The organism is Prochlorococcus sp. MIT 0701, assembly GCF_000760295.1.
Taxonomy (GTDB): Bacteria; Cyanobacteriota; Cyanobacteriia; order PCC-6307; family Cyanobiaceae; genus Prochlorococcus.
The window spans coordinates 1-26,139 of sequence record NZ_JNBA01000007.1 but is presented as its reverse complement, the minus strand read 5'-3'; the positions used below and the strand labels follow the sequence as shown (position 1 = coordinate 26,139).

The 26,139-nt window shown below is 50.7% G+C and carries 22 protein-coding genes and 1 pseudogene; 15 read left to right on the top strand and 8 right to left on the bottom strand.

Features of this window, described 5'->3' with window-relative positions; translation table 11 throughout:
- Position 1 precedes the first annotated feature (1 nt).
- Positions 2–592: a HupE/UreJ family protein gene (locus EV12_RS01155; protein ID WP_036910990.1), complete on the top strand. Its 591-nt coding sequence runs from the start codon at positions 2–4 to the stop codon at positions 590–592.
- Positions 592–1,140: a HupE/UreJ family protein gene (locus EV12_RS01150; RefSeq protein ID WP_036910988.1), complete on the top strand. Its 549-nt coding sequence runs from the start codon at positions 592–594 to the stop codon at positions 1,138–1,140. The genes EV12_RS01155 and EV12_RS01150 overlap by 1 nt, the downstream gene beginning before the upstream one ends.
- Before the next feature lie 93 nt (positions 1,141–1,233).
- Here EV12_RS01150 and EV12_RS01145 read toward each other — a convergent pair whose 3' ends face one another.
- The gene (locus tag EV12_RS01145; protein ID WP_036911068.1) at positions 1,234–2,442 is read right to left on the bottom strand and encodes a phosphoglycerate kinase; all 1,209 of its coding nucleotides are present in this window, start codon (positions 2,440–2,442) and stop codon (positions 1,234–1,236) included.
- A 134-nt stretch (positions 2,443–2,576) separates the two neighbouring features.
- On the opposite strand from EV12_RS01145, the gene EV12_RS01140 reads away from it, so the two are divergent.
- From EV12_RS01140 to EV12_RS01130, 3 genes are read left to right on the top strand one after another with little or no spacing between them, the layout of a single operon-like run.
- Positions 2,577–2,960 carry a universal stress protein gene (locus EV12_RS01140; RefSeq protein ID WP_011827370.1) on the top strand — a complete coding sequence of 128 codons (384 nt, stop codon included), beginning with the start codon at positions 2,577–2,579 and terminating at the stop codon, positions 2,958–2,960.
- Positions 2,957–3,826: a ribosome biogenesis GTPase YlqF gene (gene ylqF, locus EV12_RS01135; RefSeq protein ID WP_036911066.1), complete on the top strand. Its 870-nt coding sequence runs from the start codon at positions 2,957–2,959 to the stop codon at positions 3,824–3,826. The genes EV12_RS01140 and ylqF overlap by 4 nt, the downstream gene beginning before the upstream one ends.
- The gene (locus EV12_RS01130; RefSeq protein ID WP_036910985.1) at positions 3,823–4,797 is read left to right on the top strand and encodes an RluA family pseudouridine synthase; all 975 of its coding nucleotides are present in this window, start codon (positions 3,823–3,825) and stop codon (positions 4,795–4,797) included. The genes ylqF and EV12_RS01130 overlap by 4 nt, the downstream gene beginning before the upstream one ends.
- Before the next feature lie 731 nt (positions 4,798–5,528).
- Here the strand turns inward: EV12_RS01130 and EV12_RS01125 are convergent.
- Together EV12_RS01125 and EV12_RS01120 are read right to left on the bottom strand one after the other, a co-directional pair.
- Positions 5,529–7,118, bottom strand: a complete 1,590-nt coding sequence (locus EV12_RS01125; RefSeq protein ID WP_036910983.1) for a cellulose binding domain-containing protein — start codon at positions 7,116–7,118, stop codon at positions 5,529–5,531.
- Between the two features lie 785 nt (positions 7,119–7,903).
- Positions 7,904–9,535: an ABC transporter ATP-binding protein gene (locus EV12_RS01120; RefSeq protein WP_036911064.1), complete on the bottom strand. Its 1,632-nt coding sequence runs from the start codon at positions 9,533–9,535 to the stop codon at positions 7,904–7,906.
- Positions 9,536–9,590: 55 nt separating this feature from the next.
- Between EV12_RS01120 and EV12_RS01115 the strand changes: the two genes are divergently transcribed.
- The 3 genes from EV12_RS01115 (at position 9,591) to EV12_RS01110 (ending at position 14,404) form a co-directional block, all read left to right on the top strand.
- Positions 9,591–11,921, top strand: a complete 2,331-nt coding sequence (locus tag EV12_RS01115; protein ID WP_036910981.1) for a RelA/SpoT family protein — start codon at positions 9,591–9,593, stop codon at positions 11,919–11,921.
- A gap of 44 nt (positions 11,922–11,965) precedes the next feature.
- Positions 11,966–12,118 (top strand): hypothetical protein, encoded by a 153-nt coding sequence (locus EV12_RS13870; protein WP_193742103.1) that lies wholly within the window; start codon positions 11,966–11,968, stop codon positions 12,116–12,118.
- Positions 12,119–12,922: 804 nt separating this feature from the next.
- On the top strand, positions 12,923–14,404 hold the full coding sequence (locus EV12_RS01110) for a protein adenylyltransferase SelO (RefSeq protein ID WP_036910979.1): 1,482 nt from the start codon (positions 12,923–12,925) through the stop codon (positions 14,402–14,404).
- Between the two features lie 1,386 nt (positions 14,405–15,790).
- On the opposite strand, the gene EV12_RS01095 is transcribed toward EV12_RS01110, so the two are convergent.
- Complete coding sequence (locus EV12_RS01095; RefSeq protein WP_036910974.1) at positions 15,791–15,970, bottom strand: hypothetical protein; 180 nt, start codon at positions 15,968–15,970, stop codon at positions 15,791–15,793.
- A 213-nt stretch (positions 15,971–16,183) separates the two neighbouring features.
- Here EV12_RS01095 and EV12_RS13860 point away from each other — a divergent pair, with 213 nt between their 5' ends.
- Together EV12_RS13860 and EV12_RS01085 are read left to right on the top strand one after the other, a co-directional pair.
- Positions 16,184–16,411 carry a hypothetical protein gene (locus tag EV12_RS13860; RefSeq protein WP_036910972.1) on the top strand — a complete coding sequence of 76 codons (228 nt, stop codon included), beginning with the start codon at positions 16,184–16,186 and terminating at the stop codon, positions 16,409–16,411.
- 178 nt (positions 16,412–16,589) lie between these two features.
- The gene (locus tag EV12_RS01085) at positions 16,590–16,907 is read left to right on the top strand and encodes a hypothetical protein (RefSeq protein WP_036910970.1); all 318 of its coding nucleotides are present in this window, start codon (positions 16,590–16,592) and stop codon (positions 16,905–16,907) included.
- 321 nt (positions 16,908–17,228) lie between these two features.
- Here the strand turns inward: EV12_RS01085 and EV12_RS12985 are convergent, their stop codons facing one another.
- Complete coding sequence (locus EV12_RS12985) at positions 17,229–17,546, bottom strand: Nif11-like leader peptide family natural product precursor (protein WP_081939847.1); 318 nt, start codon at positions 17,544–17,546, stop codon at positions 17,229–17,231.
- A gap of 535 nt (positions 17,547–18,081) precedes the next feature.
- Positions 18,082–18,288: pseudogene (locus tag EV12_RS14500) on the bottom strand (Nif11-like leader peptide family RiPP precursor); the annotation flags it as partial.
- Between the two features lie 122 nt (positions 18,289–18,410).
- Between EV12_RS14500 and EV12_RS13855 the strand changes: the two are divergent.
- Positions 18,411–18,566: a hypothetical protein gene (locus EV12_RS13855; protein ID WP_193742102.1), complete on the top strand. Its 156-nt coding sequence runs from the start codon at positions 18,411–18,413 to the stop codon at positions 18,564–18,566.
- On the opposite strand, the gene EV12_RS01075 is transcribed toward EV12_RS13855, so the two are convergent.
- A complete protein-coding gene (locus EV12_RS01075) occupies positions 18,556–21,804 on the bottom strand; it encodes a type 2 lanthipeptide synthetase LanM family protein (protein WP_036910968.1) in 3,249 nt (1,082 codons plus the stop codon). The genes EV12_RS13855 and EV12_RS01075 overlap by 11 nt on opposite strands.
- A 290-nt stretch (positions 21,805–22,094) precedes the next feature.
- Between EV12_RS01075 and EV12_RS01070 the strand changes: the two genes are divergently transcribed.
- The 4 genes from EV12_RS01070 (at position 22,095) to EV12_RS01060 (ending at position 25,470) form a co-directional block, all read left to right on the top strand.
- Positions 22,095–23,624: a site-specific integrase gene (locus EV12_RS01070; protein WP_036910966.1), complete on the top strand. Its 1,530-nt coding sequence runs from the start codon at positions 22,095–22,097 to the stop codon at positions 23,622–23,624.
- A 165-nt stretch (positions 23,625–23,789) separates the two neighbouring features.
- Positions 23,790–24,704 carry a hypothetical protein gene (locus EV12_RS01065; protein ID WP_152563007.1) on the top strand — a complete coding sequence of 305 codons (915 nt, stop codon included), beginning with the start codon at positions 23,790–23,792 and terminating at the stop codon, positions 24,702–24,704.
- 76 nt (positions 24,705–24,780) lie between these two features.
- On the top strand, positions 24,781–24,957 hold the full coding sequence (locus EV12_RS13850) for a hypothetical protein (protein WP_193742101.1): 177 nt from the start codon (positions 24,781–24,783) through the stop codon (positions 24,955–24,957).
- 138 nt (positions 24,958–25,095) lie between these two features.
- Complete coding sequence (locus EV12_RS01060; protein WP_072014246.1) at positions 25,096–25,470, top strand: hypothetical protein; 375 nt, start codon at positions 25,096–25,098, stop codon at positions 25,468–25,470.
- Positions 25,471–25,671: 201 nt separating this feature from the next.
- On the opposite strand, the gene EV12_RS01055 is transcribed toward EV12_RS01060, so the two are convergent.
- Positions 25,672–25,902, bottom strand: a complete 231-nt coding sequence (locus EV12_RS01055) for a CCRG-2 family RiPP (RefSeq protein WP_036910962.1) — start codon at positions 25,900–25,902, stop codon at positions 25,672–25,674.
- Positions 25,903–26,139 lie beyond the last annotated feature (237 nt).

Genomic DNA, 26,139 nt, shown 5'->3' with positions numbered 1-26,139 from the left:
GATGCGTTGGCGTTGGTTGGTTCTGGCTCTGCTGTTGTCGCTGCTTCCTTCCGGTGCATTGGCCCATGTGCCAGAAGGTGGAGCCAGCAGCGTGATGGCTGGACTGCTCCATCCCGTGACCGGAATCGATCATGTGGTGGCGATGGTGGCCGTTGGCCTCTGGGGCGCGGTTTTGGGAGCACCGGCGATCTGGCTGCTGCCCGTGGCGTTCCCGATGGTGATGGCCTTCGGAGGCGTCCTGGGTCTGCTCGATCTGCCTTTGCCAGGGGTGGAGACCGGCATTGCCCTGTCGGCCCTGGTGCTGGGGGTCTTGGTGATGCTGCAGCAGCGACTTCCGCTCACGGTGGCTGCTGTGCTCGTGGGCTTGTTCGCGTTGTTGCACGGCTATGCCCATGGCATGGAGCTCCCGGATGGTGCCGATGCACTGCTGTTCAGCCTGGCGTTTGTCGGAGCCACTGGTTTGCTGCATCTGGTGGGGATCGGCCTGGGTGAAGCGCGTCGTCTGGCCTGGGGGCATCGCCTGCTTCAGGTGGTCGGTGCCGTCATCGCGGTGGTGGGGGTCTGGTCATTGGTTCAGTTGGGAGGAGCGTGATGCCTCTGCTGTTCGCTCACTTGATGCAGACCGGTTTTGGCGGCTTCTACGACGGCATCGCTCACCTGTTCCTGACGCCCTCGGATCTGTTGCTCGTGCTGGGGCTGGCGTTGCTCGCGGGTCAGCAGGGCCCACAGGGTGGACGTCTATTACTGACGCTTCTGCCGTTGAGTTGGGGGATCGGGCTTGCCGTGGGTCAGCGTTGGGGTCTGGATCTCACGCTTGCGCTGCTCACCACCGTGCTGTTCACCCTGGTGGGTGTGCTGGTGGCGCTGTCTCTGCGCCTGTCTGCTCAGGTGCTTGCGTTCACGGTGGCCGGCTCAGGTTTGCTCTTCGGCCTGATCAATGGGTTCACGATGCCCCCCGCTCCGAGCGGGTTGCCTCTGGATGTGTTGGGGGTGGTCAGTGCTGTGGCGGTGCTGTCGGTGTTGATCAGCGCTCAGGTAGCGGCAACCCGCAGCACCGGTTTTTGCATTGCGGTTCGTGTGGCGGGCAGCTGGATCGCTGCTGCCGGGTTGTTGTCTCTCGGACTGCTCTTCAAAGCTTGATCGGCACGCTGCAGAACCAAAAAAGCCGCCCCCGAGGGAGCGGCTGAATCGGCGAAGGGTTCGGGCGGTGTGAAATTGCCTGTTTGCCTGTGATCAGGCTGCGTTGTCGAGAGCGGCGACACCTGGCAACACCTTGCCTTCCAACAGCTCAAGGCTGGCGCCACCACCAGTGGAGATGTGGGACATCTTCTCGGCGAGGCCGGCCTTTTCGACGGCGGCTACCGAGTCACCACCACCGATGATTGTGCAGCAACCCTTAGCGCTGAGATTGGCAAGGGTGGTGGCGATGGCGTTGGTGCCGGCGGCAAACTTGTCGAACTCAAACACGCCCATGGGACCGTTCCAGATCACTGTTTGGCAGTCAGCAAGTGCGTCTTGGAAGAGATTGATTGAGTCTGGGCCAATGTCCAGTCCCATCCAACCATCGGGAATGGCGTCGATGGATACGGTCTGACTATTGGCGTCGGGGGCGAAGTCATCGGCTAGCACAACGTCAGTAGGCAGAAGCAGTTGAACCCCCTTGGCCTTGGCCTTGGCCTCTAGCTCCTTCGCTAGTTCCAGCTTGTCCTCTTCAACCAGGCTCTTGCCGACTGAAAGGCCACGCGCTTTGTAGAACGTGAAGATCATGCCGCCGCCGATCAGCACCTTGTCGCACTTGTCGATCAAGGCTTCCAGCACGCCGATCTTGCTGCTGACCTTGGACCCACCCACGATCGCTGCAAGGGGTCGCTTGGGGTCGTCGATGGCACCTTGAAGGTATTGAAGTTCCTTCTCCATCAGGTGGCCTGCAACGCTGGGGTTGAGGAATTTCGTGACCCCTTCTGTAGAGGCGTGGGCGCGGTGTGCAGCACCGAAGGCGTCATTCACATAAGCGTCAGCAAGTGCTGCGAGCTTTTGGGCGAAGTTGGCGTCGTTTTTTTCTTCTTCTGAGAAGAAGCGCACGTTCTCGAGCAGTACGACCTCTCCATCGGCCATGGCATTGACCTTGGCTTCGGCATCGCTACCGACACAGCTTTCGGTTTTTGTCACGGTTTTACCCAGCAGTTCGCTGAGGCGTTTTGCTACTGGTGTGAGACGCATTCCTTCATTGATTTGACCCTTTGGTCGGCCAAAGTGGGCCGAGAGGATCACCCGAGCACCTTTGTCGATGAGGTCATTGATGGTGGGCAGGGCGGCGCGGATGCGGGTGTCATCGGTAATGGCGCCGTTCTCGTTGAGAGGCACGTTGAAGTCAACCCGAACCAGCACACGCTTACTACGTAGGTCCGCTGCGCTGAGGCTGGACAGTGAACGCTTCGCCATGGGGGTTGTGCCGTGCGGTAAGAAAAACCCGCTGAGATTAACCCGTGTTTTGCTTGCCTGGTTGGGTTGATGGGCCGGCGAACTGATCTGGTTGGCGCTAGGACAAGATTGAAGCAAGCATTTTGTTCAAACGCATGTTTGAAACCGTTCTCTTCCCGATTGATCAGAGCCGGGAAGCAATGGAAACGGCCAGCAAGGCTTTAGAACTGGCCAGAAGCCATAGCAGCCGTTTGATCATCCTGTCTGTGGTCCAGGCTGAGCGGCCTGAAATGCACGATCCTGAGGCTGTAGCAGTGCTATTGAAACGGGCTCGAGAACAAGTCGAGCAGGCTGGGATTGCTTGTGAAGTGTTGGAGAGAGAAGGTAAGCCTGCCTTCGTGATCTGCGATGTAGCTGATGAATTAAATGTGGATGTGATTGTGATGGGCACACGCGGTGTGAATTTGGATGGCGATAGCGAGAGCACAGCAGCCCGGGTGATCCAGTTGGCCCCTTGTCCGGTGCTGGTGGTGCCGTGAGCACTCCAACAATTCAGTGGTATCCAGGCCACATCGCTAAGGCGGAGCAACAGCTCAGCAAGAATCTCGACAAAATTGACCTTGTCATTGAGGTGCGGGATGCTCGCATCCCGATAGCCACTGCTCATCCGCAGCTGCAACGCTGGATTAAGGGCAAGCAGCATTTGCTAGTGATCAACCGCCGCGACATGATTTCCTCTGCGGCTCGTCAATCTTGGGATCGTTGGTTCCGTGACCAGGCCCAAACCCCATGGTGGTGTGATGCCAAGGCTGGCACAGGTGTTAAGCAAGTTCAACAAGCAGCCATACGAGCTGGAGATCAGCTCAATCAGCGCCGCCGCTCCCGTGGTATGCGACCACGCCCTGTAAGGGCCCTCACTTTGGGGTTTCCCAATGTGGGCAAGTCCGCCCTGATCAATCGTTTGGTCCGTCAGAAGGTGGTGGAGAGTGCTCGTCGCGCTGGCGTGACCCGCACCCTGCGCTGGGTGCGCTTGGGTCAAGACCTTGACTTACTTGATGCCCCCGGCGTTTTGCCACCCCGCCTCGATGACCAACAGGCTGCTTTGCATCTCGCCCTTTGCGATGACATCGGCCAGGCCGCCTATGACATTGAGTTGGTGGCCCTCGCCTTCCTGGAGATGCTGAGTGTGTTGGAGAAGCAGGCGGCGGCTGGGGTAGTTGCAGGGATCCTTGAGCAGCGTTACGGCATCAACTTGGCCGGTGAGCAAGCTGATGCCCATGCTTGGTTGATGACTGTTGCCGAACGCCACACCTCTGGTGATACAGGGCGTATGGCCCAACGGCTTTTAGATGACTTTCGTCGAGCACTGTTGGGGCCGATCGCGCTGGAGTTGCCGTTGCCATGACATTGAACGAACGGACATTGGCGTTCGGAGAAGGTGAGGGTGAATTGCTGAAGCTGCACTACCCCAAACCCTTGCCAATGCGCCTGGATCGTTGGCTTGTCAGCCAGCGATCGGAGCAGAGCCGTTCACACATCCAGAAGTTCATCGATGCCGGGTTTGTTCGCGTGAACGGCATCACCGGGCGAGCCAAGACTCCTTTGCGCCAAGGCGATGAGGTGCAGTTGTGGCTGCCGCCACCGGAGCCTTTGCCGTATCTGCAACCGGAAGCGATGCCCTTGGACGTGCTATTTGAGGATGGTGATCTGATCGTGATCAACAAGCCTGCGGGCCTCACAGTGCATCCGGCTCCAGGCAATCGCAACGGCACGTTAGTGAATGGTCTTTTGCATCATTGCTCGGATCTGCCTGGCATCAGTGGCAAATTGAGACCAGGCATTGTGCATCGTCTCGATAAAGACACCACTGGCTGCATCGTGATTGCCAAGAGTCAGGAGGCCTTGGTGAAACTTCAGGAACAGATTCAGAAACGCATTGCATCGCGCAACTATCTGGCTGTCGTGCATGGCGCTCCGACAGGCGACCAAGGCACGATCGTGGCCACGATTGGTCGCCATCCGGTGGATCGCAAGAAATATGCCGTGGTCAGTGACGAGCAAGGACGACATGCTTGCACCCATTGGACATTGGCTGAACGCTTAGGTGATTACTCCCTGTTGCGCTTCAAGCTTGATACGGGACGCACCCATCAGATTCGTGTTCATTGCGCACACATTGGTCATCCAATTGTTGGTGATCCCATTTACAGCCGCTGCCGCAAGTTGCCGATCGATTTACCTGGCCAGATCCTTCACGCAGTGCAGCTTGGTTTAGACCATCCGCTCACCGGTGAGCGGATGGTCTTTGAGGCACCGTTGCCAGATCTATTTGAGAAGCTTTTGGCTGTGTTGCGTCGACGAACAGGCACAACCTAAGTCTTGAATGGTGCGAGATGATTGCATCTGAAATGGACATCCATGATTTAGAAAAAAGATGCTTCATGAAAATAATCTCTAGATGAAACTTCTCATGCCTAGCGAGACTAGCTCTGGTTGAGATTCAGCCTTTTCTTTCTACCTATAACACTCAAATAATTGCTTGATTTTTATGATGTTAGGCCAGCTATCGCCTAGACCACTTTTTGAAGTCGTCATTGCTTGCTGCCACATGAAATCAATACTTTGATGATACGAGCTAGATTCAAGTCATAGCTTCCACCATTTAATGGTTTAGCTTAAAAGGCAGGGACTTGAATCATTGGCTATTGGTTTAGGGTTGAATTCTATTCATCGGCAATGGGTTATATATGCAATTGAATGCAGCAAAGTTTACCGGCAAAAACTCTTGCATTTTGGCGTGATTAGTTTCATTGAACCAGTCAAATTTTCTAATAGCTTAAGATCAAGTTAGCAGAAAATCTATTTTGCCGTCGGCTCAAACTTGATTTGAGACGTGCTCAGGCCTCATCTCTCTATAAGCAAAATCGTGAGATTGAGAGGCTCATCTTGCAGTGGCTAGATAAGAGAGTATGGATGGGAGCAAGGAACATAAGCATTGATTTTTTCATGACAATGCAGCTCCTAGCCTCGAAAGCAGGCCACTGGCGTTAGCCCCCCATCGCTGCGCTAATGGTGATGCTGTTTCGTGGGCTGAGGCTATGCAACCGTTAGAGCAGTACAGGCTCGCTGCCCTCTGCACATAGGCTCTCGGCGGTGAGAGAACCGCTACGCTCCAGCTCCATACCCGTTAGCGCGTTGAAGCCCACAGTCATCGATTGACCAGCGCCGATCGACTGACCCCAGTCAGCTCCATAGATTTTATAACTGTAGAGATCATCAGCGACCTCTTCGGTAACAACATCAACACCCCAGGACTCGCCGTAAAAGTGATGGGTACTGTTGAAGCCTACCGCCCAATTCTCCAGACGCTGAGCACTGCTATTGGTGATGGTGATCTCCGCGGTGAAGCCACCCCACCAAAGATCACCAGACACCTCAACATCCACCGCGCTACCGGTGATTGGATCAATCTGTGAAACCTGGCTTTGCTCAACGAGAACAACTGGTTCCTGTTGAGGTTTCTCATCCTCCTCATTGATCGGTGTACCTATAGCCTGCAAGTTTGATCCCAGTGGGTCCCCCAGGCTCACCATGCTTTGGAAGTAGTCGATCACGGTTTGGTCAGAAACCTCTAGCGCTGGCCACTGGGGCCAATCGAAGGTGTCATTCATGAACGGTTGTGTTTGGTCATGACTGAGCACTGTGAGGTGGTTGATGTCATGAGCAATAGCAACGTCTTCGATTGATAGCCATCCATGAGCCCTATCGTGCATCCAGCCACCAAAATGGGGCTCCATCTTCAAAGTGTTGATGAAGTGATCGACGCCATCGATGTCCTCAAGGTAATCGATGAAGCCAGGTTTAGCGATCTGCCTCGCCATGCTCATCACGTCATTGGGGCTACCAAGACGTGCGCTGCGTTGTAGATCGGCAAGCCATTGGGGATCGTAGTTTTCATCGGCGATCCAGCCAACTTTGGCCCCCTGCATGGAGTACCAGAGACCAACACCTTGGAGTTCATTGCCCCAGGCCTGGGAGTTGTTGGTGAGGTTATTAGCGAAGGCCCAGTTGCCGATGTCTTCTAGGGATGCAGGATCCAGTCCGAGAAAGGTGCGGAGATTGTTATACGCAACATGTGCTTCTGTGGTAATGGGAGTGCGTCCTCCCATCAGTTCATCGTGGGTGGTGTGTTCACTGCCGCTTGATGCACCCCATTCGGTGATCAGGGTGAAAGCAGAGTCGGAGGTTGTGTGTGCATGCATTCCTTCCATTGCAGAGTCATTCTCGCTCTGTTGATGCCCTTGCACTTCAACTGCTGGTGCATCACTTACCGCAAGAGATGATGCAACCGTGATTGCAGTTTCTGACGCGTTAGTCATCAACAATTCAGCGGTCAGTACCCCTTCTGTACCTAGTGGCTTGCCCTGTTGTGCATTGAAGCCGACTGTGACGGACCCTCCAGCGGGAATGGTTTGCGCCCAACCGAGTCCTGTCAGTGTGTATTTCGTTTGTCCGTTGGCGAGCTGCTCGGCCGATGTGCTGACACCCCATGGCATCCCTGAGATTTTGTGAGGTGTTGTGAAGCTATAACTCCATTCTGAAAGAGTTTTGCTTGACGTATTGGTGATGTTGAGTTCGGCTGTCAACCCGTTCCACCACACGCTCCCTGCAACTGAGACATTCAACTGTGATGTCATGAGCTGATTGATTTGCTTATGCAGGTCTAGGCGTGATGTGTCCTACAACTCAACCCTTCAAATGAAGGATTTTTGCTCCATACAGCAGACTTTTTTTATCTGAGAATTCTCTGAGGATTCCAGGTCTTAATTCTGCCTCAGCAGCAACTCAACTTTTCACGCCAAGGCGTTGCAAGATGGATTGAACATGCTCACGTTCTGTAGTTTTGGCAGTCTGCAGTTATTTAGCCATATCTAGGCTGCTATCTCCATCAGCCATTCAATATAAAACTTCAATTTGGCAAGGAGAAAGCTTTGCTGAGTTCATCTCAGCAAGTTCCTAGCAGGGAGAATGTAGGACTAGATCAAGCCAAGAGTAGTCTCTAGCGAGTGCTTCGAGGGCAGAAATTAAGGCACCAGTTCTATGCTCAAGGCTTTCATCTAGAATGATTGCATCTAGTCCAGACTCAAGATCTTTTTAAATTTATTTGATGATTTCGTGTCAAGGGCAACAAGCTTCTATTCGCTTGATTTTTGGCTTTTACTGCTTTCATTAGGCCTGCACCAAGCCCGTCTTTAAGCTGTTCTATTATGATCACTATAAATTGATCTTTTTACTCAGATAGTCGTCGAATGTCTGCCTCAAGTATTGACTCAAAAAATCGTTTTTCCTACTATCACTTCCTGCACTTTTGACGGAAACCAATTGAGAGTAAATACATGCCAGAACGCATTAACTGCATGCCAAGTGTTTAATTTTGGAGATGATACTCCAGCTCGAAAAGGCTTTATTCAAGAACTTGTCGTTATTTTGGCATGCCTTTAATGCCTTGTTTTGGCAGTCTCGGACAGGCTTCTACGAGTGTGCGGGTAATCGCTGCTTGGGGGTTCTGCAGGAGCTGATCGCCGGGTCCTTCCTCAACGATTTGCCCATGGTCGAGCACGATCACTCTGTGGCAAAAACCACTTGCAACGGAGAGGTCGTGGGTAATGAACAGCATCGCTAGCCCCAATTCTTTCTGAAGCTGACGCAATAGAGCCAACACCTCAGCTTGAATTTCTGCGTCCAGCATGCTGACGCTCTCATCACAAATCAGCACCTTCGGTTTTAAGGCCAGGGCTCGGGCAATGGCGACGCGTTGTTGCTGGCCACCAGAGAGCTGGCGAGGCAGTCGGTTTTGATAGTCCTCTGCTGGGCTGAGACCCACCTGCTCGAGTAACTTTCGCCCGTTTTGCCTTGCTTCAGCTCGGCTTGCCATTCCATGGATGAGCAGTGGGTCGGCGATGGCTTCTGCGATCGTCATTTTTGGATTGAGGCAAGCGAGAGGATCTTGGAAAACCATCTGCACGGCCTGACGGGCTTGCCTTAATGGCTGTCCTTGCAGGCTGAGCAGGTTGTGGCCTTGGAGATGTACCTGGCCACCCCGGATCGGCGTAAGACCCATGAGGGCCCGGCAGAGGGTGCTTTTGCCACAGCCAGATGCTCCAACCACACCAAGGCTCTCGCCAGCACGGATGTTGAAGCTCACTCCATCAACAGCTTTGAGCCAGGTCGGTGCCCAGGGCCAGCCTCCCAGAGCATGCCAACAGCGCAAGGCATTGACTTCTAGAACGACGGCAGCGGTATGCGAGCGAGTTGGAGTGCTACCGCCTTCACGCGCCCTGGCGGCACCCACGAGCCGAGTGCCGATGGCGGAGCGGGGATGAGAAAGCAGCTCTTCGCTCAGGCCCTCTTCCACCATGCGTCCCCCATCGAGAATGGCCATGCGCTCGCACCAGCGAGCTGCCATCGCCAAGTCATGGCTGATCAGCATGAGAGCACTGCCGAGCTCGTCGCAGAGGTTGCTGAGTTCGGCCATAACCTGACCAGCCACGGCGACATCAAGGCTGGTGGTGGGCTCATCGGCGATGACCAGAGGGGGATTGAGGGCGATTGCTAGAGCAATGGACAGCCGCTGACGCATGCCACCACTGAATTCATGGGGGTAGGCACGGAACCGGTTCGCCCCGATTCCCACTCGCTCCAGGAGTTCCTCTGCCCGCTGCTCTCGCCAGCTGGGGGTAGCTTCTGGTTGGTGGGCGTTGAGAGTGTCAAGCAGATGCTGCCCCACCGTCATCAACGGATTGAGGCGGGTCATTGGATCCTGAAAAACCAGCCCTACCGCTTCACCACGTAGTTGCCGCAATCGCTTCTGTTGCAATGGTCTTGGATCTTGGCCGGTCAGTAGCAACCCTCCCTGGCAAATGCTTCCAGGTGGAAGTAGATGCAGTACGGCCTTGGCCACGGTGCTCTTGCCGCAGCCTGAAGGGCCCACCAGGGCGAGCCTCTCTCCTGAATTAATACTTAGGTTCAGTCCATCCAGTGTCCAATCAGCGCTGCGGGGATAGCGCATGCGCAGTTGGCTTAGTTCGAGCACCTGCTCTGAAGAGCTGGGCATCGTTAGTAGCACGGAGTCTTGAGACTGAATACCATGGATTAATCCGCTGGGTCGGATGCTCAACGTCACCACTGCCCCGAACTCCACACAGACCAAAGCTGGCTGTGGTTCAGAGGTGTGTGGTTTGCCTGAGATCAGAACACATCCGTTCAGCAGTGTTGATGACTACGGCATTGCCTTGCCGGAATGGTTAAAAGACTGTATTAGGCACATTCCTCCTGGGCTTGGGCAGAGTTGCCCAATCGATTCAGAAGCCCTACTTGCAGCAGCTTTTGATTTGGCCTTTCAGTTGCATGAGGGGCAGTTTCGAGCCAGCGGTGACCCATATATCGTTCACCCCGTGGCAGTCGCTGATCTGTTGCGGGATATCGGCGCTAGCGCCAGCGTGATCGCTGCAGGGTTCCTTCACGATGTGGTGGAAGACACCGATTTAACCCCAGAGCAACTGGAAGATTATTTCGGTGCTGAAGTACGGGAACTGGTGGAAGGCGTCACCAAGCTGGGCGGGATTCATTTCACTAACCACACTGAGGCCCAAGCTGAGAACTTGCGCAAGATGTTTCTGGCAATGGCCAGCGATATCCGCGTGGTGCTGGTGAAATTGGCCGATAGGCTTCACAACATGCGCACGCTTGGCTCATTGCAGGCTGATAAGCAGCAGCGCATTGCTCGTGAAACCCGCGAAATTTATGCACCTCTGGCCAATCGTCTCGGCATTGGTCGGTTCAAATGGGAACTTGAGGATTTGGCCTTCAAGCTCCTTGAGCCTGAAGCTTTCCGCGAGATTCAACAAGAGGTGGCGACCAAGCGCAGTGAACGGGAGAACCGTCTGGCAACCACGGTTGAATTGTTAACGGAACGACTGGCATCTGCCGGTCTTGAAACTTGTGAAGTCAGTGGTCGACCGAAGCATCTCTATGGCATCTGGAGCAAGATGCAGCGCCAGCAAAAGGCCTTCCATGAGATCTTCGATGTGGCGGCATTGCGAATCATCGCTCCCAGTGTGGAGACTTGTTATCGCGCTTTAGCTGTCGTGCATGACACCTTCCGGCCTATTCCCGGACGCTTTAAGGATTACATCGGTTTAGCCAAACCCAATGGCTATCAATCGCTACATACGGCGGTCATCGGCAAGCATCGGCCCATTGAGGTGCAGATTCGCACTCCAGGAATGCATCGTGTGTCTGAATTCGGCATCGCGGCTCATTGGGAGTACAAAGAGGGTGGTTCTCCAGCGGCCGCCAACAAGGAGCGATTTAATTGGCTTCGTCAGCTGGTCGAGTGGCAACAGGAAGGAGGCAATGACGACCACAACGACTACCTTGCTTCGATCAAGGAAGACTTGTTTGATGAAGAGGTGTTTGTATTTACTCCTAAAGGCGATGTAGTGGGCTTACGCAAAGACTCCACAGTTGTTGATTTCGCCTATCGGATTCATTCAGAGGTTGGCAACCATTGCCATGGTGCGCGAATTAATGATCGGCTTTGTCCATTATCGACCTCATTGCAGAACGGCGATTTTGTGCAAGTTCTCACCAGCAAGACAGCTCATCCAAGCCTCGATTGGCTCAACTTTGTGGCGACTCCCACAGCCCGTAATCGCATCCGTCAGTGGTATAAGCGCAGCCATCGTGATGAAACGATTCAACGGGGGAAAGACCTGTTGGAGCGCGAACTCGGGCGCAATGGTTTTGATGCGCTACTCAGTAGCGAAGCGATGACACGCGTAGCAGAGCGCTGCAATTTGCCGGTCACCGAGGATTTGCTGGCGGCTCTTGGTTTTGGCTCTTTAACGTTGCAACAAGTGCTGAATCGTTTGCGCGAAGAAATCCGTCTTCAGACTGTCGAACCTGAGCAACCACTCAGCAATGTGAGTGTTGCGAAAAGGCTTGTGGCTCAAGTGGAATCGAGCCCAGCCAGGTTGCCAACTTCTGATGGCGTACCGATCCTTGGCCTAGAGGGGCTTGAGTACCGCCTTGGCGGCTGTTGTAGTCCGCTGCCAGGAGAAGCGATCCTTGGCACTGTTGCTCTTGGTAATCACGGCATCACGATTCACCGGCAGGATTGCGTCAATGTTGGTTCGATACCCAGTGAAAGACGATTGCCGGTGCGCTGGAATCAAGGTGCCTTCATCGAAGGCGAGCGATTCCCGGTGCAGTTGCGTATTGAAGTGATTGACCGGGTGGGAATTCTGAAAGACATCCTGATGCGTCTTTCAGATAACCGCATCAATGTGAGCGATGCCAGGGTAACAACGTCCTATGGCAAACCCGCCTGCATTGATTTGCGGGTTGAGCTCAACAGTGCTGCTCAGTTGGTCTCAATGATGGATCAGATTCGCTCGATGGCCGATGTTCTCGATATAGCCCGCACTGGCTTGAGCTAGTACAGCGCGATGTAAACAGGCAAAAGCAACTGGGATGTCTCTTAGTGGCCGTTCCTTTCTTGGTTGAGCTTGGTATCTACGTCTACTGTCGTGAGGCATCTCTGCTGTATGAGCAACTATTTCGTATCGTGCCATTCCGTTATGGATCTAGCTCCATGCCCTGTCTAAATAGCCGTTCCCCTGGCGTTGTTGTTTGAGGCCCTCAGGCGTCTTGGCGGATCTATTCCTTGCCTAATGGCTTATGGGTGGTCTCTACATGCTGTTTCCGAAAGCATGACTTCATGTAATGCAGCGCGCATGGACAAGCCTGCAGATTATTATCTATACGGCGATTCTTCTGACATCTGAATGACATCTGAATAATGGTATCGTAAACGATCCTTTCAATCAGTCAACTTAGTTTTAGGTCTTCTTGCAATCGCTCTCGTTGATCCTACTTGCCAGGGGGTCAGGCTCTGATGGCCAATGTCAATATGATCTTACTGAGTATATGTACGCTTAATAAATAGAACTCTGCGATCGCTAAGCGATCTTGCGTTGTTCGTCGTCTTAGTCACTGACTCTATTAAAGATGATCGCAAGATAACCATGCTAGCCAACGATTAGAGCAACCCTAAGCATAGGGGGAATTGCAAGGCCATAGCTGATGAGCTCCTGGCCGATTCTTTAACGCTGGAGACATATTGAAGATCAATCAGTTGACACAGAATGTTCCATAAGCCCTGTAAGCATAGACTTACTTAGTGCCCTATAGATCAGCATGACTAGTGGATTAGATTATGGAATCATGAGCTACAATCTACAAGGCAAAAGTCTTGAGTTAGCATCAAGATTGCCAAGGGTAAACTGCATTGCTCTGGCAGGTATTGTAGGCAATCCAACGATGGGGTCTCCCTCTACCGCTGCCATGTGGTTCACCAAGGGAATAAAATATTGGTCATGAATGCATGAGGGCTGTCTATGAATTTGAGAACAACCTGTAACGACAGCTTTGTGTTGGATTGACTAACTTGCTACTCGCATTGAACTTTGAGCCGCAGATTGAAAGTCTAGGTTCTGAGTATTGGGATGTGGTCGATGCCGCACGATTTCCGCGCACTGAATTGCGTTTCCGTAATGATGCCTTGCTTAGGCAGCTTGGGATTGAGCCTGATGCCGTAGAGAATCATCATCTGGAGCAGGCTTATGGTTGTTTTGAGGCTCGTACTCCGTTATTAGCGCTGCGATATCACGGCTATCAATTCGGTACATACAATCCATTGCTTGGGGATGGTCGTGGCTTCCTTTATGGTCAACTGCGTGATCGATTTGGACAGCTTCAGGATCTTGGCACTAAGGGATCTGGTACAACTCCCTGGAGCCGTGGAGGGGATGGTCGACTTACCCTCAAAGGGGGGGTGCGGGAGATCATCGCCAGTGAGGCGCTGCACCGTTTAGGCGTCACCACGAGCCGAACTCTTTGCTTGGTGGAAACCGGTGAGAAGCTTTGGCGTGGTGATGAGCCTTCGCCTACTCGCAGTTCAGTGATGATGCGTATGGCGCGCACGCATCTACGCTTTGGCACTTGTGAGCGGCTGCTGCATTTGCGGGATGCTCAGAGCCTAGAGCGTTTGTTGCGTCATGTGGTTGATGTCTATTATCCGCTGATTGCCGCTGCCTATCCAGTTCAAGAAGGCAATGCTGCTAGCGCGATCGAAGCTCAGTTGCTGGCTTTCTACGCAGAACTCGTTGAACGGGTGGCCAGGTTGACGGCGGAGTGGATGGCAGCAGGTTTTACCCATGGTGTTCTCAATACCGACAACATGTCTCTGCTGGGAGAAAGTTTCGATTACGGTCCATTCGCCTTTTTCGATCAATGGGAGCCTGGATTTACTGCTGCTTATTTTGATCAAACAGGCCTCTATGCCTATGGCCGTCAACCTGGGACTTGCCATAACAACTTGCGGCTACTTCAGGAGCCATTGGCAATGCTGCTGCCACGGCAACCAATGGAGCAGTCATTAGAGACATTTGCTCCAATTTACCAATCTCATTATAGAGCTTGCATGCAGCGTCGTCTCGGTCTTCCGAGTAGTTCTGGTCGTAATGGCAATGTTGAGGGTGGTGATGATGCCGTGCGTAAAACTCTTGCACTCCTCGCCGCTTGGCCTGTTGGTTATGGCGCCTTCTTTGCCGGCCTTGCTGCTCAAATATCGACCAAGGGGTTGCCGGAAGAGCCAGAAGCTTTGTTGCCAGTGGTCTTAGATGCTGCTGAACCTGCAAGGAAAGTCTGGCTGGATTGGAGAGATCGTTGGTGGACACAGCAACGGGAAGCGGTGTCTGCGGAGCCGGCTGAAGCACAAGCCATCAATGCGCGATTGCAGCGCTGGAATCTTGTCAAAACACCGATTCGATCTGTGATTGAGGAGTTTTGGCAAGCGATCGATCAAGATGATGATTGGCAGCCCTTGCAGGCTTGGTTGAAAACCATCAGTGTGGAGTAATCACAGTTTCAGATGGGGTGATCTGATTCAAGACATAGAGCAACGTCATCATTGGTTGATGTAGCAACACTTGCTAAAGCTATGACTTAAGAAAAAAGCTGGCCAAGAAGATGTGATCAGCTAATGAAACTGATGAGATGCGATTAGAAGCAACTCCATTGGAAGATGTGTATTAACATCACATGATTGAATGATGCGATCCGAGCATTGCAAGGAAACAATTCACATATAGAGAATAGAGCGACAATTCTCTTAATTATTCTAAGAACCCCCAACCCAGCTATCATGTCCAATTAACGTCTACGTATGCAAGAGTCAAAAATCAATACCTGGCAACATGCCAATGACTCAGAAAAGGCCCTGCCCAAACCGGCAGGGCATGAATTGAATTGACTAGAAGTACTATGAGAGACGCTAAAAAATTAATTCTTTATCCGAAGTACTGTTTGCAACTGTGACATCTGATGCATTGCCCTATGCGTTAATTGGTCGATATTTAAATTCAGCTCGTCTTCATTTGGGCCAGGAAAAAAGGGACCAGGACTTCCAGTGCTTAAAAGCCATTCGGAATCAAAGACACTTGCTTTAACAAGCCTTCCAGATCCACCATGCACAACTTTTAGCAAGGCAGGTGTTAACTCTTCCTCGACAATCTGAGATTGAGAATTGAGCTTGATTGTGTTAATTAAATTCATTGGTTTGGGGTGATGATAAGGAATGATTAGGTTATGTAGTGCCTATTTTGTTTAGCCTGGCTGCTTGGCTTCCTGAAATTCCGAGAGTAAGTGCTGACTTTAAGCCATAATCCATACTCCATCTAGATAGTAGCCTCCGTTCCCGGTTGCTCCCTTCTGAGCAAGCCAATCTTTGTACGCCAGAATAATTGCCCCAGGAAAGTTGGCATGAAGTCGATAAGCTCGACTTCCATTCAGCATCGATAATTCTTCTTGAGTAAGTTCTTTGTCAAGACTCAGATCTTCATTAGTCATTAGCTTTAGGTTGTTGTGAGGGAAATGTCCCTCTGACAAACACACCATCTTCTAAATCAACAACCGATGTGATATCCCCAATCACACGTTCTTGTGAAGCTGGTCACACCTTGTAGGGAGATTCAAAAAAATAAAACCAATCCAGGAAACTGGATACCTATGGAGAATGACGTTTTTACCCCGTAGCCACTGTTCCATGCAAAGCCATTTGAATGAAACGTGATGTTTTAGGGTGAATTACTTGTGCTGAGTCGAGGCCACCAGAGCCATGAAGCCAAGCGGGCAACAGAAGCGCTCTCAACAGGCAGAAAGCGACTTAAAGTTGCATTGGGGAATGACTGGATGCCGTGATCCCTATACCGATGACCACGGAGTAACTCATCCCATCCCAACCTTCTTAAGTGCTCTTCGTAAACCACCTATATGCCCAGTAACCGCAGATCGCGACGATCACCAACGGAATCAATGCTCTGACAATCCAAAAGGCAAGCAGTAGTACCACCGCAGACACAGCAATTCGCTTGGTGATTACCTTTGCCTCATCAGTCATGACTTCCCAGCGAGGTACAAGAGACATCGTTGCTTCTTTCTTGAATGCATCTGATCTTCTACCGATACCTCCTGCTATGCAACCTCAGGCGCCCATCCAACCTCCAGTTCCCTTCTGATGATCCATTGATGGCATTTGCTATTGAGGTGCTCTCCTTGAGGAATCAGGCGCTGGTGGATCGGACAGGTCAATAAGGTCTGGCACTGCTTCCCGACCGCATAGCGGAAGTGATTACAGGTCATGCAGACCGCTCCTGATCGCGAGGATTTGAGCGTGCCCTCATCCATGCACTGCCACTCCTCTGGGTCAGAAGAAGGGGTGGGTGATAGTTGCCTGCCTGAGAACCGTGTCATCAAACCCTTCACCGCTGGTACCTCTGTACTAGCTCAGGCAGGCCTCTTGGGTCAAGTGATTGGTGGTGACTGCTCTGATCTCCAGTGCTCAGAACGATCGGCAGTGCAATGGTGACTGTTAAGCAAGGACAGCATTGTCCTTCATGAAAGCAACTTCGGCATAATCTCAGGTCTTTTCCATGCCACCCAAACGGGCCTTTTGCGCCCTGCACCTAGAGGGGATTTTTAAATATTTACACAGTATCAGAAAGAATCAGTTATGTTTAGTTTGAACATTAACCATTAATTGAACAATGCTTCGCAAGCAAGAAAAAAATGCAATCACAAGAGGTGTTTTACTCGGCATTGGCTGGGGATGGGGTTTAGATAGATTTTACGAGGGGGATAAAAAAGGAGGGATTCTTTCAATTATTGGATGGGCGATCATTTTTACAAGTTTCTTCTATCTACAATGTTCTGGAATTGAATACGTCGATGGTGTAAAGGATTATTCGAACTACAGCCCTAATCCATTAGTTGTTCTTCCCTTAATCGCTGGGCTATACGGAGCCTATCTAATCATCAGAAAGGCATTCAAACTGGCAAAGCAATTTGAAAATGCAGAAGATTAGTTAGTTATCGATTAAACTAGAGACTCGACACTCCTCAAGTAGGTTTTGAGGTATGGGCGCTGATTGAAGTTGGCGCCCCTTTTCATACTTCTATGCCACTGGTTTAATCTGATTGTTGGGTCGAGATCTAATGCTGCTTATATCCAGAATAAATATTCCAGAGGAATGGGAAAGATGAAGCCAGATGCACTTAGCACAGGAATGATTGTGCTGTAATCAGTTGAGAGGTAGTCAAAGAAATAAAAAGCCCCTGCTAATGCAAGGGCTTTGCTGGGTGCCTCTCTTCGGCTTCCTCGGCTCAACTAATCAGAGAATTTCTTCTCAATGTCCAAAACCATCACCATAGGGGTCGCAAGGTGGGTTTTTGATTGAGATATAAACCGCAGGAGATTGGATAATAGTTGTCACCACACCACCAGCCACGCCTTCCAGTTCTTCTTCTGAAATCTCTACTGAATCGAATTGAGCCTTGTTGATGTCATCAGCAGAGATGCTAAAACCTGCTTCTTTGGCAATCGCAGCAACAGCATTAGCATCAACAGCATTAGCAGCAGCAGCTTTGAGCTTCTCCTGAAGGCTGGTGTTTGCCTGAACTTTGGCGATAAATGCTTTGAGTTGTTGATCTGACCTTGACGATATTCAACTTTCTTAAGCATACTCATGCCTTGGAGAAATTGCCAGAAATATTTTTAAATAGCCTCAAGGTTTTACACCGCACATCTATCAAGCCTCATCTTGAAAAGCTAAAGAGCGTCTATCCCTCCATAGGCAACCTTCAACAATACTAAACTAATGAAATCAAATACAAATCCAACTACTGCTAACAACACAACTACCACAGATCCAGAGACTCAGCGCAGGGTTGATGAATTGAATAAGTGGCTAAGAGAACCCACAGATAGTTAGGATTCAGTTCCCGAAGAAAAATTATTGCATCATAATCGGCATATGTTCTTCTTTTTCAGTCTATTTAACATTAAGAATCTCTCTCCCAACGATTTTACTTACTGTCTCTTTAAAATTCTGCTGGCGAATTGCGTTTCTTGTCTACTCTGTTTCGATCTCTGTCTATGACTGCCGGCTTCCTGCCGGGGATTGGGTTCTTAAAGCCATTTGCACTTGTCCAAGTACACAAAGATCCTCCAAGGCATATTAGCCAGGCCATTGGGATGTTCCCCCCTCCAGCCACGCTCTCGAGCTCTTCTTCTGACAGCTCACTTGCATACGAATCTACATACGACTTTATATCCTCTGTGTTAATTGTGAACCCAGCCTTTTGTGCAATCGCAATAACATCTGCGCCCTCCGCTGTCAGTTGTTCCTGCAGTGAGGTCTCTGCTTGAACCTTGGCAATGAATGCATTGAGTTGTTCTTCTGACATTTTAGTTGGGTTGCTTTATTATATGTATAGTCCAATCCAAAGCGCTGATCATGGATCAAGCGACCAGTGCGTTACACAATCACTCCCAATAGCTGATCAGACATACTCTTACGGAGCAGGGCATGACCCGGATCAGCATTGCCCACCGCCTGAGCACGCTCCAGCAGGCAGGCAAGATCGTCGTGCTGGAGAGAAATCAACCAAAACAGGTCATGTTAGGTAAATGGGATGAGCTTAATGGTCATGGCTATCTGGCCAGCATGTTGGCTAGTCATTGAGCAAAGGCCAGAGCCCAGCGCTGATTAGTTGAGATACAGCAGCGCGTGATTGATCATCTTCAAGTAGAGCTAATCCCATCCCGCTTAAGCCTGTGAAAAAGCCAGGCAAAGCAAGTGACCCTTCTTTTGTGCCAAAGCAACGCAGTTCAATCTGTTCTGCTGAACAGCGATTTAAAGCTTGCAGGCGATACTGAACAGCTACGTCTTGGCAATGAGATCTGAGCTGATCGTCAATCGACCAAGGGCCAGAGGAAAGCATTTCAAGCAAGACCATCAAACCCATCGATCCGCAACACAGATGATCCGCTTGCAAAGCTTGCGATGTTGCTGTGGTTTGCAAACCAACCGCTATCTCTTCGGTGCACTCCTCATCCCAAAGAGACGTGCCCCATAGACAAGCCCGGCCAAGCGCAATACCCGGGGCCCCATGACACCAGCTCACCATGAAGTCTGGTTGCTTGGAATCGGGTTCCTTATAGCTGCTGCGGTAGTCGGGCCAATTGCCGACATCTGGATTGAATTGCGCTCGCTCATATGCCAATGCCGCTATGGCAGCTGTGCGATATCGCTCTTCATTTGACACCTTATGTAGATGAGCCAGAGCAGCCGCATAACCCGCTACTCCATGGGAGAAGCCCAATAGCCCTTGTTCCCTTTTCGATGAGCTCAAAGCACCTGCTTCATTTTGATGGGAAATGAGTTGGTCGCCAGCACACAAAGCTAGCTGCAACGCAGATTCCGTCCCTAGCCGCAGCAGCGACCCAATTAAGCCTGCACAACCGCCAATCACATCCAGTTGCTGATCGGCATTAATGAAACGAGGCAGTGCCGCCGCGACCAGACTATTTGTTATCGCCTGTTCGCCTTGAAGCTCGAGAGCCAACAGGATCCCGCCACAGCCACTTAGTCCCAGTGGCTGATCACGCCACCAGCGCCGCCGGATATCGTTGCTGGGTTGATCAACTAAAGAACGTAGGGGTTGCAGGATTTCATCCTGAATGGCATCGGCATCATTTGGCGAAACCTGCTGTGCTTGCAAGCACTCCAGTAGGTGGGCAATGCCTATGGACCCACCATAGAGCGATAGGCCAACGGGACCAAAGCAAAATCTTTCTCCATCAGCGCCCAGGTCCATACCCAACCATTCCACCTGCCCGTGCGAGTCGCGTATCGCTAATTCCAAAAGTCGCTGAGCGATCCGCTTTGCTGCCTCCAAACTCGTCGCAGCTGATGTAGACATCAGCACATCTGATGCCTTGGAGGCCTCTTGAGCTGGTTGTCTCTCGAAGGTTGTGCGCAGTTGTCGTGCTTGAACGACACCACGAATCAGTCGCAGTTGAAAAGTAATTTCATCGGCATCTAGATTGCGCAATCGTTCATAAGCGGCAACCAAACCACTGGTTTTAATAAAACCGGGTAATTCCTGTCCCAATCCGCCGAGCAGCAGGGAATCAGCATCAATCAGATGGGTGAAGAAAGGAATATCCAAATGCTGCATCTGCCTGACTTCTGCGGCAAAAACAGGCCAGTGCTGAGGCTTGGATTCGGCGAGCAAAAAACTACGCGCCAACTGCTCAAGTTTGATTGCCTGGGCAAGCGAAGAGCGCAAGGCCGCAGGTTCCAATTGTTGACGTTGAATCGCGAAATACACACGCGTGGCTCGCAGCACAATCCTGCGTTGAAGGCCTGCAAAATTGGCTAACACGCCATTGGCATCTAGCCAGCGATTGCGAATCTCGATGAACGCCTCACTTTGAAGAGAAAAGCCATCGCAGAAGTTTTCCAGAAATCGATCAAAGGGATTGAGCTGGCCGACTCCTACCGGCAAACTTGTTGGGAGTTCAACAGGCTGGCTAATACGACCAGGCATCATCCCGTCGCTATTCAACCCAAGCCAGCCGGCAGTAATTTGCTCGGGCTTCTTCGGTGCCGAGATGCCGAGGGCGCTGATATCAATTGCCTGTTTGGATTCCCCCAGAAACATCCATTGCGGTAGTAAGCCAGAACGCAAGACTGAACTCTGAAACCGCTTAGCTAGAGTGGAGGTCTTATCTTGAGTAGTCGTTGAGGAAGCATCGCTGATGTGATCAGGAAGATCAGCTTCTAATAATGTTTCTGTATCGATCAGTAGCAACTGATCACCGCAGGCCATCAGATTTTCGTAATGGCAGTCAGTGCAACCGAGTAGATGCAATAAAGCGGTTAGTCGTCCAGCATTCGAATAGAAGTTGGCGAGTTCTTTGTCATTAGCGCAAAGGCGATGGTCTACATACTCCATATAGCCATAGCCATTGCCATTATGGATGGCAAGAGTTCGCAGCGGTTTGAGATCACTGTGGGCATTGAGATCAGCCAACGTGCCCTGATAGGCCGCATCCACCCCCATGTCTTTGGGCTTGTACACCACATGAATGGAGCAGTCAGGCGTGGAATTGGGATCAGCAAATTCCAGAACAGCCACGGCACGGCCACCGCGGTGAGGATCACTCAATCCCTGCTTGATGGTTTTGAGATAATGGGTACAAGGAATGGCAAATCGCGCCTCAAGGAGATTCCGATCAGCACAGATCCGTTGCAGCATCTCCACATTGGCTTGCAACCAAAGCGAAAGCACGGTGCCGATTAGGTGCCCAAGGACAGGGAAGTCTTTGAGCAATGCTGCTAAGCCATCGCGGCGATGGGATTGAATAAACCTCTCGTAGTGTTCACGGATTGGAGGCCCTGATCCATCCCCACTAGCGCCCAGATGCGCAAGCAACATCGTGCCCGGCGAGCGCTCCGCATTGAAGGCTTCCCACAACACTTGATCACCAAGGCCGGAAAGCCGATCAAGGAGAGCGTCTGCTAACTGTTCAAAAACCTCATCTTTAAGACCAGTGCTATCAGAAGCGAATACTTGTCTCAAACTCTCCGTTGAGCGGCAACGAATCGGCCACCAAAGGTCAACAAAAGGCCGCTGGAAATTGTTGTCGACGGGCAACAAGGGCAGGTCCCAAGCGACCTTTAACGCTTCAAGCGCATCTTGCAGAACGTCCTGATAACAAGAGGCAGCTTGGTAAAAAGAGGCATCCTCAGCGAGGGAAACGGGCTCTTTGTTTAGTGCAGCATGGAATTCACTTTCCGTGAGTCCATCCCATTCCAGTCGTCGTTTGAATTTGTGCGGTTCATCAGCTGCTACAGCTTCTAGCCAAAGGGATTTCCAAGATGATTGAAGTGCCAAAGGCTCAGCAGCTCCCATTGAAGACTGTGCAGAAAATCTGTGGTCAGGTTAATCAATTACCTATCTTCCTTTCTATACCTTTTATATAATCATTATATTCATTATCACTCTTGAATTTATCTCTTTGTTTAACAGGAGAACTTCGTTGAGTAGAGGTGCTAACATCGCACTAAAATCCTAAATAACTTCCTCTCACAGACTACAAACACTAGAGATTGCATTTACGTAGTGTAATCGGCGTTGATGCGCACATACTAGTCATAACCTAGTTATTGCAAGGGATTATACGTGATGCAACTTGCGCTAACATGGTGCTAACTAAGGCAAAGGGCTCCTTGCAGCTCAGCCCTTGTCATCACACTGCTGACAACGCGCTAACAAGCGCCTCCTTTCATCCTCAAGCAATGGCGGAGTCTTGGGCCCTAGATAAGAAAGCAATTCCTTCCGATCCAAACGCTTTTGTGTTTAGGAATGGCAGTCGTGATGGTCGGTGGTACCTCTATTTCTACGAGCGTGAGTCAGGCGGTAGACATCTACGGGTCTTAAAAGACGGCAATGGGACATATCCAAAACCAGATATCTCTGGTCAAGACGATGCCTGGATGCTCGGTGTCGCTACTTTCATTGATCTAAAAGCCAAAGCTGATCGCGGAGAAGCCATCCATTCGATCTCATTCGCTGAGATGGCTCAACAGTTCCTAGCCAAAGAACAAAAGAAGATCAGCTCTATCCCACTGCAAGGGATTACAGCTGCTCGCTACAGGCTGCTTGCCAATCAGATGCGCTGGCTCAGGGACTACGTCGGAGATGACAAAAAGCCCATTCACAAGTTTCGGCGCTCGGCCTTTTTGAGCTACGAGACATGGCGCAAAGAACGAGCCATACAAATCGGCAAAAAGATCCCAGTGCAAACAACCATCCTCCAAGAGATGTCTGCCCTTAAACGCGCCTTTGAGGAAGTCGGCGTCGCCCATGGTTTTGTCACGCGAGAGAGCCTTCCTGAGATCCCACGCATCAAGCTGCCGAAAGATCAAAAGCACCGCCGTGATGACTTCTCAGACAAAGAGTGGTTAGAGCTTGAAAAAAGCAGCCGGCTCTGGTGGAGCAAAGGCTTGCAACGCACTTTCGATGAACAAGGTCAGCTACTCAAAGATTCCAGCGGCAAGTACATCACAACCGTCAGCGTTGATGGCCTTTCGCCCCGCTCTGCAGCACAGCTCATCCATCGTCAACTCATCTACTACGCGATGCGCATCTCGATGGATAGCGGCATCCGTCCTGGCTCCCTACGCAAGATCAAGTGGAAGCACATCTCAGAGAACACCGCTATCCCCAAAGCAGAAAGGAAGACATGGATCATTGTTGAGGTGCCGCCAGAGAACACCAAAACAGCTCGCTATTACCGCATCTCTGCTCCCATCGCTCGTCACCTTGAGACCCTCAGAGAGATCACCAGATTCAAGAAGCCCGACGACTTGCTTTTTGTCAATCAACGGACAGGGCAAGCCTTTAGTGAACGCATCTGGAAAGACACTTTCGCTGAGGCATTAGTAGAGGCAAGACTCGCCGATTGGGCCGATGATGACAGCAACAACCAAAGGCGCATCAACATCCACTCCGGTAAGAACCTCACCTGGTACAGCTTTCGACACACTCACATCAGCATGCGTCTTAAAGCCGGTGTACCAGTTCCTGTCATTGCTGCAAACACCGACACCAGCATGAAATACATAGAAGACCATTACTTCCACTACCGAGCCGATGAAGCAACAGATCTACTGAGCAAAGGCAGAAAGACAATTAAAGCTGCAGAAAATCACCTCCATTGGATTGGTTAGATCAAACAATAAAACACGTCTCACCAACACGAACTCATGGGTCAAAGCAAGCAAAACAAGTTCAATACAACATCAAAGTCCAAGGCCTTCTTCCCCATCAAGCAGCATCGCTTTGACTCTTCAAAGCATCCAATCATTCAATCAACTCAAAAGTGTGCAGCACGCATGACAACGATGCTCTCAGCTCAAGAAGATCAAATGTTAGAAGGTCTTATTAACTCGCTTCAATGTAATCAAAGGGAAGCCATTCGCATCGCCTTACACGAGGCCTCTAGAAGCGGCTCTAAGGCTCTGCAAAGCACCTCTAGATGCGCAAGAGCATCGGCAACAAACAAGGGCCATACAGGGCGCTCTGGTCCTCTTTCAGTGAGTCTTCCCAAAGCAGAAAAGCATCAGGCAATCTGCTTAGCCAATCAACTCGAACTTACAGACAAAGAAATCATCAGGCTTGCAATCATCTGGCTTGCTAAAGCCATCAAAGATGAAACCATCACCAAGCTGCAAGACACTCCCAAGCTCTCTCAAGATTCATTAGCTAAGCAATGGAGCCAAACGCACAAAGGCGAGCCATCCAAACTCACAAAGCTCAAAGCATCAGCCAAAGCTGCTTATCAACAAGCAGAAGCATTGGGCCAAGAAAAAGATAAGCAGCTCTACGAGCAACGAGGTTTGATGATGCAGCAGCTTGGCGATCAAGCACAGCTAACAACCATCGACGCCATGCTGCAGCGAGAAGCAGACGATCTCATCGATCAGATCATCAATGACTTCAAAGGCACAGAAGCTCTCGATCAAAAAGAAGAGGAGATCTTCCGCATCATGATCTCTTACCAGATTTGGGATGAGCAGCTCGCAACTGAGATCTGGCAGCAAGAGCAACAACGAAAACAAGCAGAAGCCTTAGAACCTGAAATGACAGATGACATGCTCGATGAATGGCTAAAGGGGATTAGAGAAGAGACTCAAGACAACGAGGATCCCCCAACGCCTACCCCCTTACAGCTGATTACTCAACAACCTCGAGAGCACCTCACACCAGAAGAGCTAATCATCAAGCGCTTCTTTGATGCTCTTGACTGAAAACCCTTGCAAGCACTAGAAAAAGCCACCTGCCCCCCTACTCTAAGAGAAAAGACAACATAGACATACCAGCACCATGACGACACTCACTACCGCTAAAGAAAAGCTTTGCCGCTCCATGCTCAGCAAAGTCGGCATCTACGAAAAGATGCTGTTAGCAGCACAAGAGGACAAAGACACAGAGACAGTCAAACACCTCTACCAACAGCACACTCATCTAATGAACAGGCTTGAAAGGTTGCTCTGCTCATAAGCACCACACACCATTTACGCAAGACATCACAGTTCCTTAGCTCCCTATTGCTGATCGTGCGGTGAACGAGCGAGCAAAGCGAGCGAGTGAACCACCATCTTGAATACAACTTCCTTCACTCCTTAAACTGATCAATAAATGCCTACTCAATCATTACGCCCCAAGCAAGCCCAACCCAACGCAAGACAACAACTCAAAGTACAACAACTACTGGTACCTGAAATAGAACGGCTACAGCAACAAGAGCTTCAGGCTGCAAAGAAGCTAAGCATCAATAAACCAATCAATCAGATACCAAGGCAGAACATTAAGAAAGCTGTTAAAGCTTCTCCCAAGCCTAACCGCTTAGAAGCTCCATATAAGAAAACTACAGCTAAGACTCCGGTTAAACCAGAATCTAGAACTCTAACTTTCGGAGATACAACTATCGAGCTACCTAGAGACCAACACAAGCTAGAAGCTCTTAAACAAGAGGCACTGGATTACTGGAAGAATCTACCGGAGATCACCTAACTTCTAACATCAAGTTCCTGCCAGGTATCGGATGTCATCTTAGGCAAATATTGAGGTGGTTAAGGAAATAAAAAGCCCCTGCATTATCAGGGGCTTTGCGTGTGTAAGCTTGGTTAAGCTAGTTTGTTTAGTCTGTGGTTATTTTGAGCGTTGTTGGCATTGAGCGCCACATGAGAGCAGCCCGTTCCAGCTCTCCTGAGTTTAGTAGGTACATTTAGGCCAGTAATCCAAGCTGTCTACTTCATCTAATTTTTTTTCGAGTAGTTTTTCAGGATAGCCCGCAGCTCTCAGGATCTCAGCCCGCTCCTTTCGTTGAAGTGCCAAGTAGCCAGCCTTATCCGCCCAGCCGCCAGCAACTCCCTCAAGCTGTTCAATCGTCAGCTCTTGATCGAGCAGTTCAGTGTTGTTGTAGTCAGTGTTGAAAGTAGTCATTGTTTTAAAGGGGATAAGTGTGTGAGTTGTGTTGGGTTGTTTTCCCTCGACTCCTATAAGATCTCAGCCTTTCTGGTGATCTCCACTACACAGCTCTGGTGTAGACCCCAAGAGGTTCTGGTGAGCTTCTGGTGAACCGCTCAGATCCCAGTTGCAGCAAGGAATCGAAACACCACAGCCATGAAAAAACCCCGCTCTTGGTTGAACTAAGTATTAATTAGTGCCAATGGTTGGAGG

Coding starts and splice junctions, on each gene's coding strand:
- EV12_RS01155 (WP_036910990.1), top strand. CDS start 2: ATGCGTTGGCGTTGGTTGGTTCTGGCTCTGCTGTTGTCGCTGCTTCCT.
- EV12_RS01150 (WP_036910988.1), top strand. CDS start 592: ATGCCTCTGCTGTTCGCTCACTTGATGCAGACCGGTTTTGGCGGCTTC.
- EV12_RS01145 (WP_036911068.1), bottom strand. CDS start 2,442: ATGGCGAAGCGTTCACTGTCCAGCCTCAGCGCAGCGGACCTACGTAGT.
- EV12_RS01140 (WP_011827370.1), top strand. CDS start 2,577: ATGTTTGAAACCGTTCTCTTCCCGATTGATCAGAGCCGGGAAGCAATG.
- EV12_RS01130 (WP_036910985.1), top strand. CDS start 3,823: ATGACATTGAACGAACGGACATTGGCGTTCGGAGAAGGTGAGGGTGAA.
- EV12_RS01125 (WP_036910983.1), bottom strand. CDS start 7,118: ATGACATCACAGTTGAATGTCTCAGTTGCAGGGAGCGTGTGGTGGAAC.
- EV12_RS01120 (WP_036911064.1), bottom strand. CDS start 9,535: ATGCCCAGCTCTTCAGAGCAGGTGCTCGAACTAAGCCAACTGCGCATG.
- EV12_RS01115 (WP_036910981.1), top strand. CDS start 9,591: ATGCTCAACGTCACCACTGCCCCGAACTCCACACAGACCAAAGCTGGC.
- EV12_RS01095 (WP_036910974.1), bottom strand. CDS start 15,970: ATGTCTCTTGTACCTCGCTGGGAAGTCATGACTGATGAGGCAAAGGTA.
- EV12_RS13860 (WP_036910972.1), top strand. CDS start 16,184: ATGCAGACCGCTCCTGATCGCGAGGATTTGAGCGTGCCCTCATCCATG.
- EV12_RS01085 (WP_036910970.1), top strand. CDS start 16,590: ATGCTTCGCAAGCAAGAAAAAAATGCAATCACAAGAGGTGTTTTACTC.
- EV12_RS13855 (WP_193742102.1), top strand. CDS start 18,411: ATGACCCGGATCAGCATTGCCCACCGCCTGAGCACGCTCCAGCAGGCA.
- EV12_RS01075 (WP_036910968.1), bottom strand. CDS start 21,804: ATGGGAGCTGCTGAGCCTTTGGCACTTCAATCATCTTGGAAATCCCTT.
- EV12_RS01070 (WP_036910966.1), top strand. CDS start 22,095: ATGGTGCTAACTAAGGCAAAGGGCTCCTTGCAGCTCAGCCCTTGTCAT.
- EV12_RS01065 (WP_152563007.1), top strand. CDS start 23,790: ATGACAACGATGCTCTCAGCTCAAGAAGATCAAATGTTAGAAGGTCTT.
- EV12_RS13850 (WP_193742101.1), top strand. CDS start 24,781: ATGACGACACTCACTACCGCTAAAGAAAAGCTTTGCCGCTCCATGCTC.
- EV12_RS01060 (WP_072014246.1), top strand. CDS start 25,096: ATGCCTACTCAATCATTACGCCCCAAGCAAGCCCAACCCAACGCAAGA.
- EV12_RS01055 (WP_036910962.1), bottom strand. CDS start 25,902: ATGACTACTTTCAACACTGACTACAACAACACTGAACTGCTCGATCAA.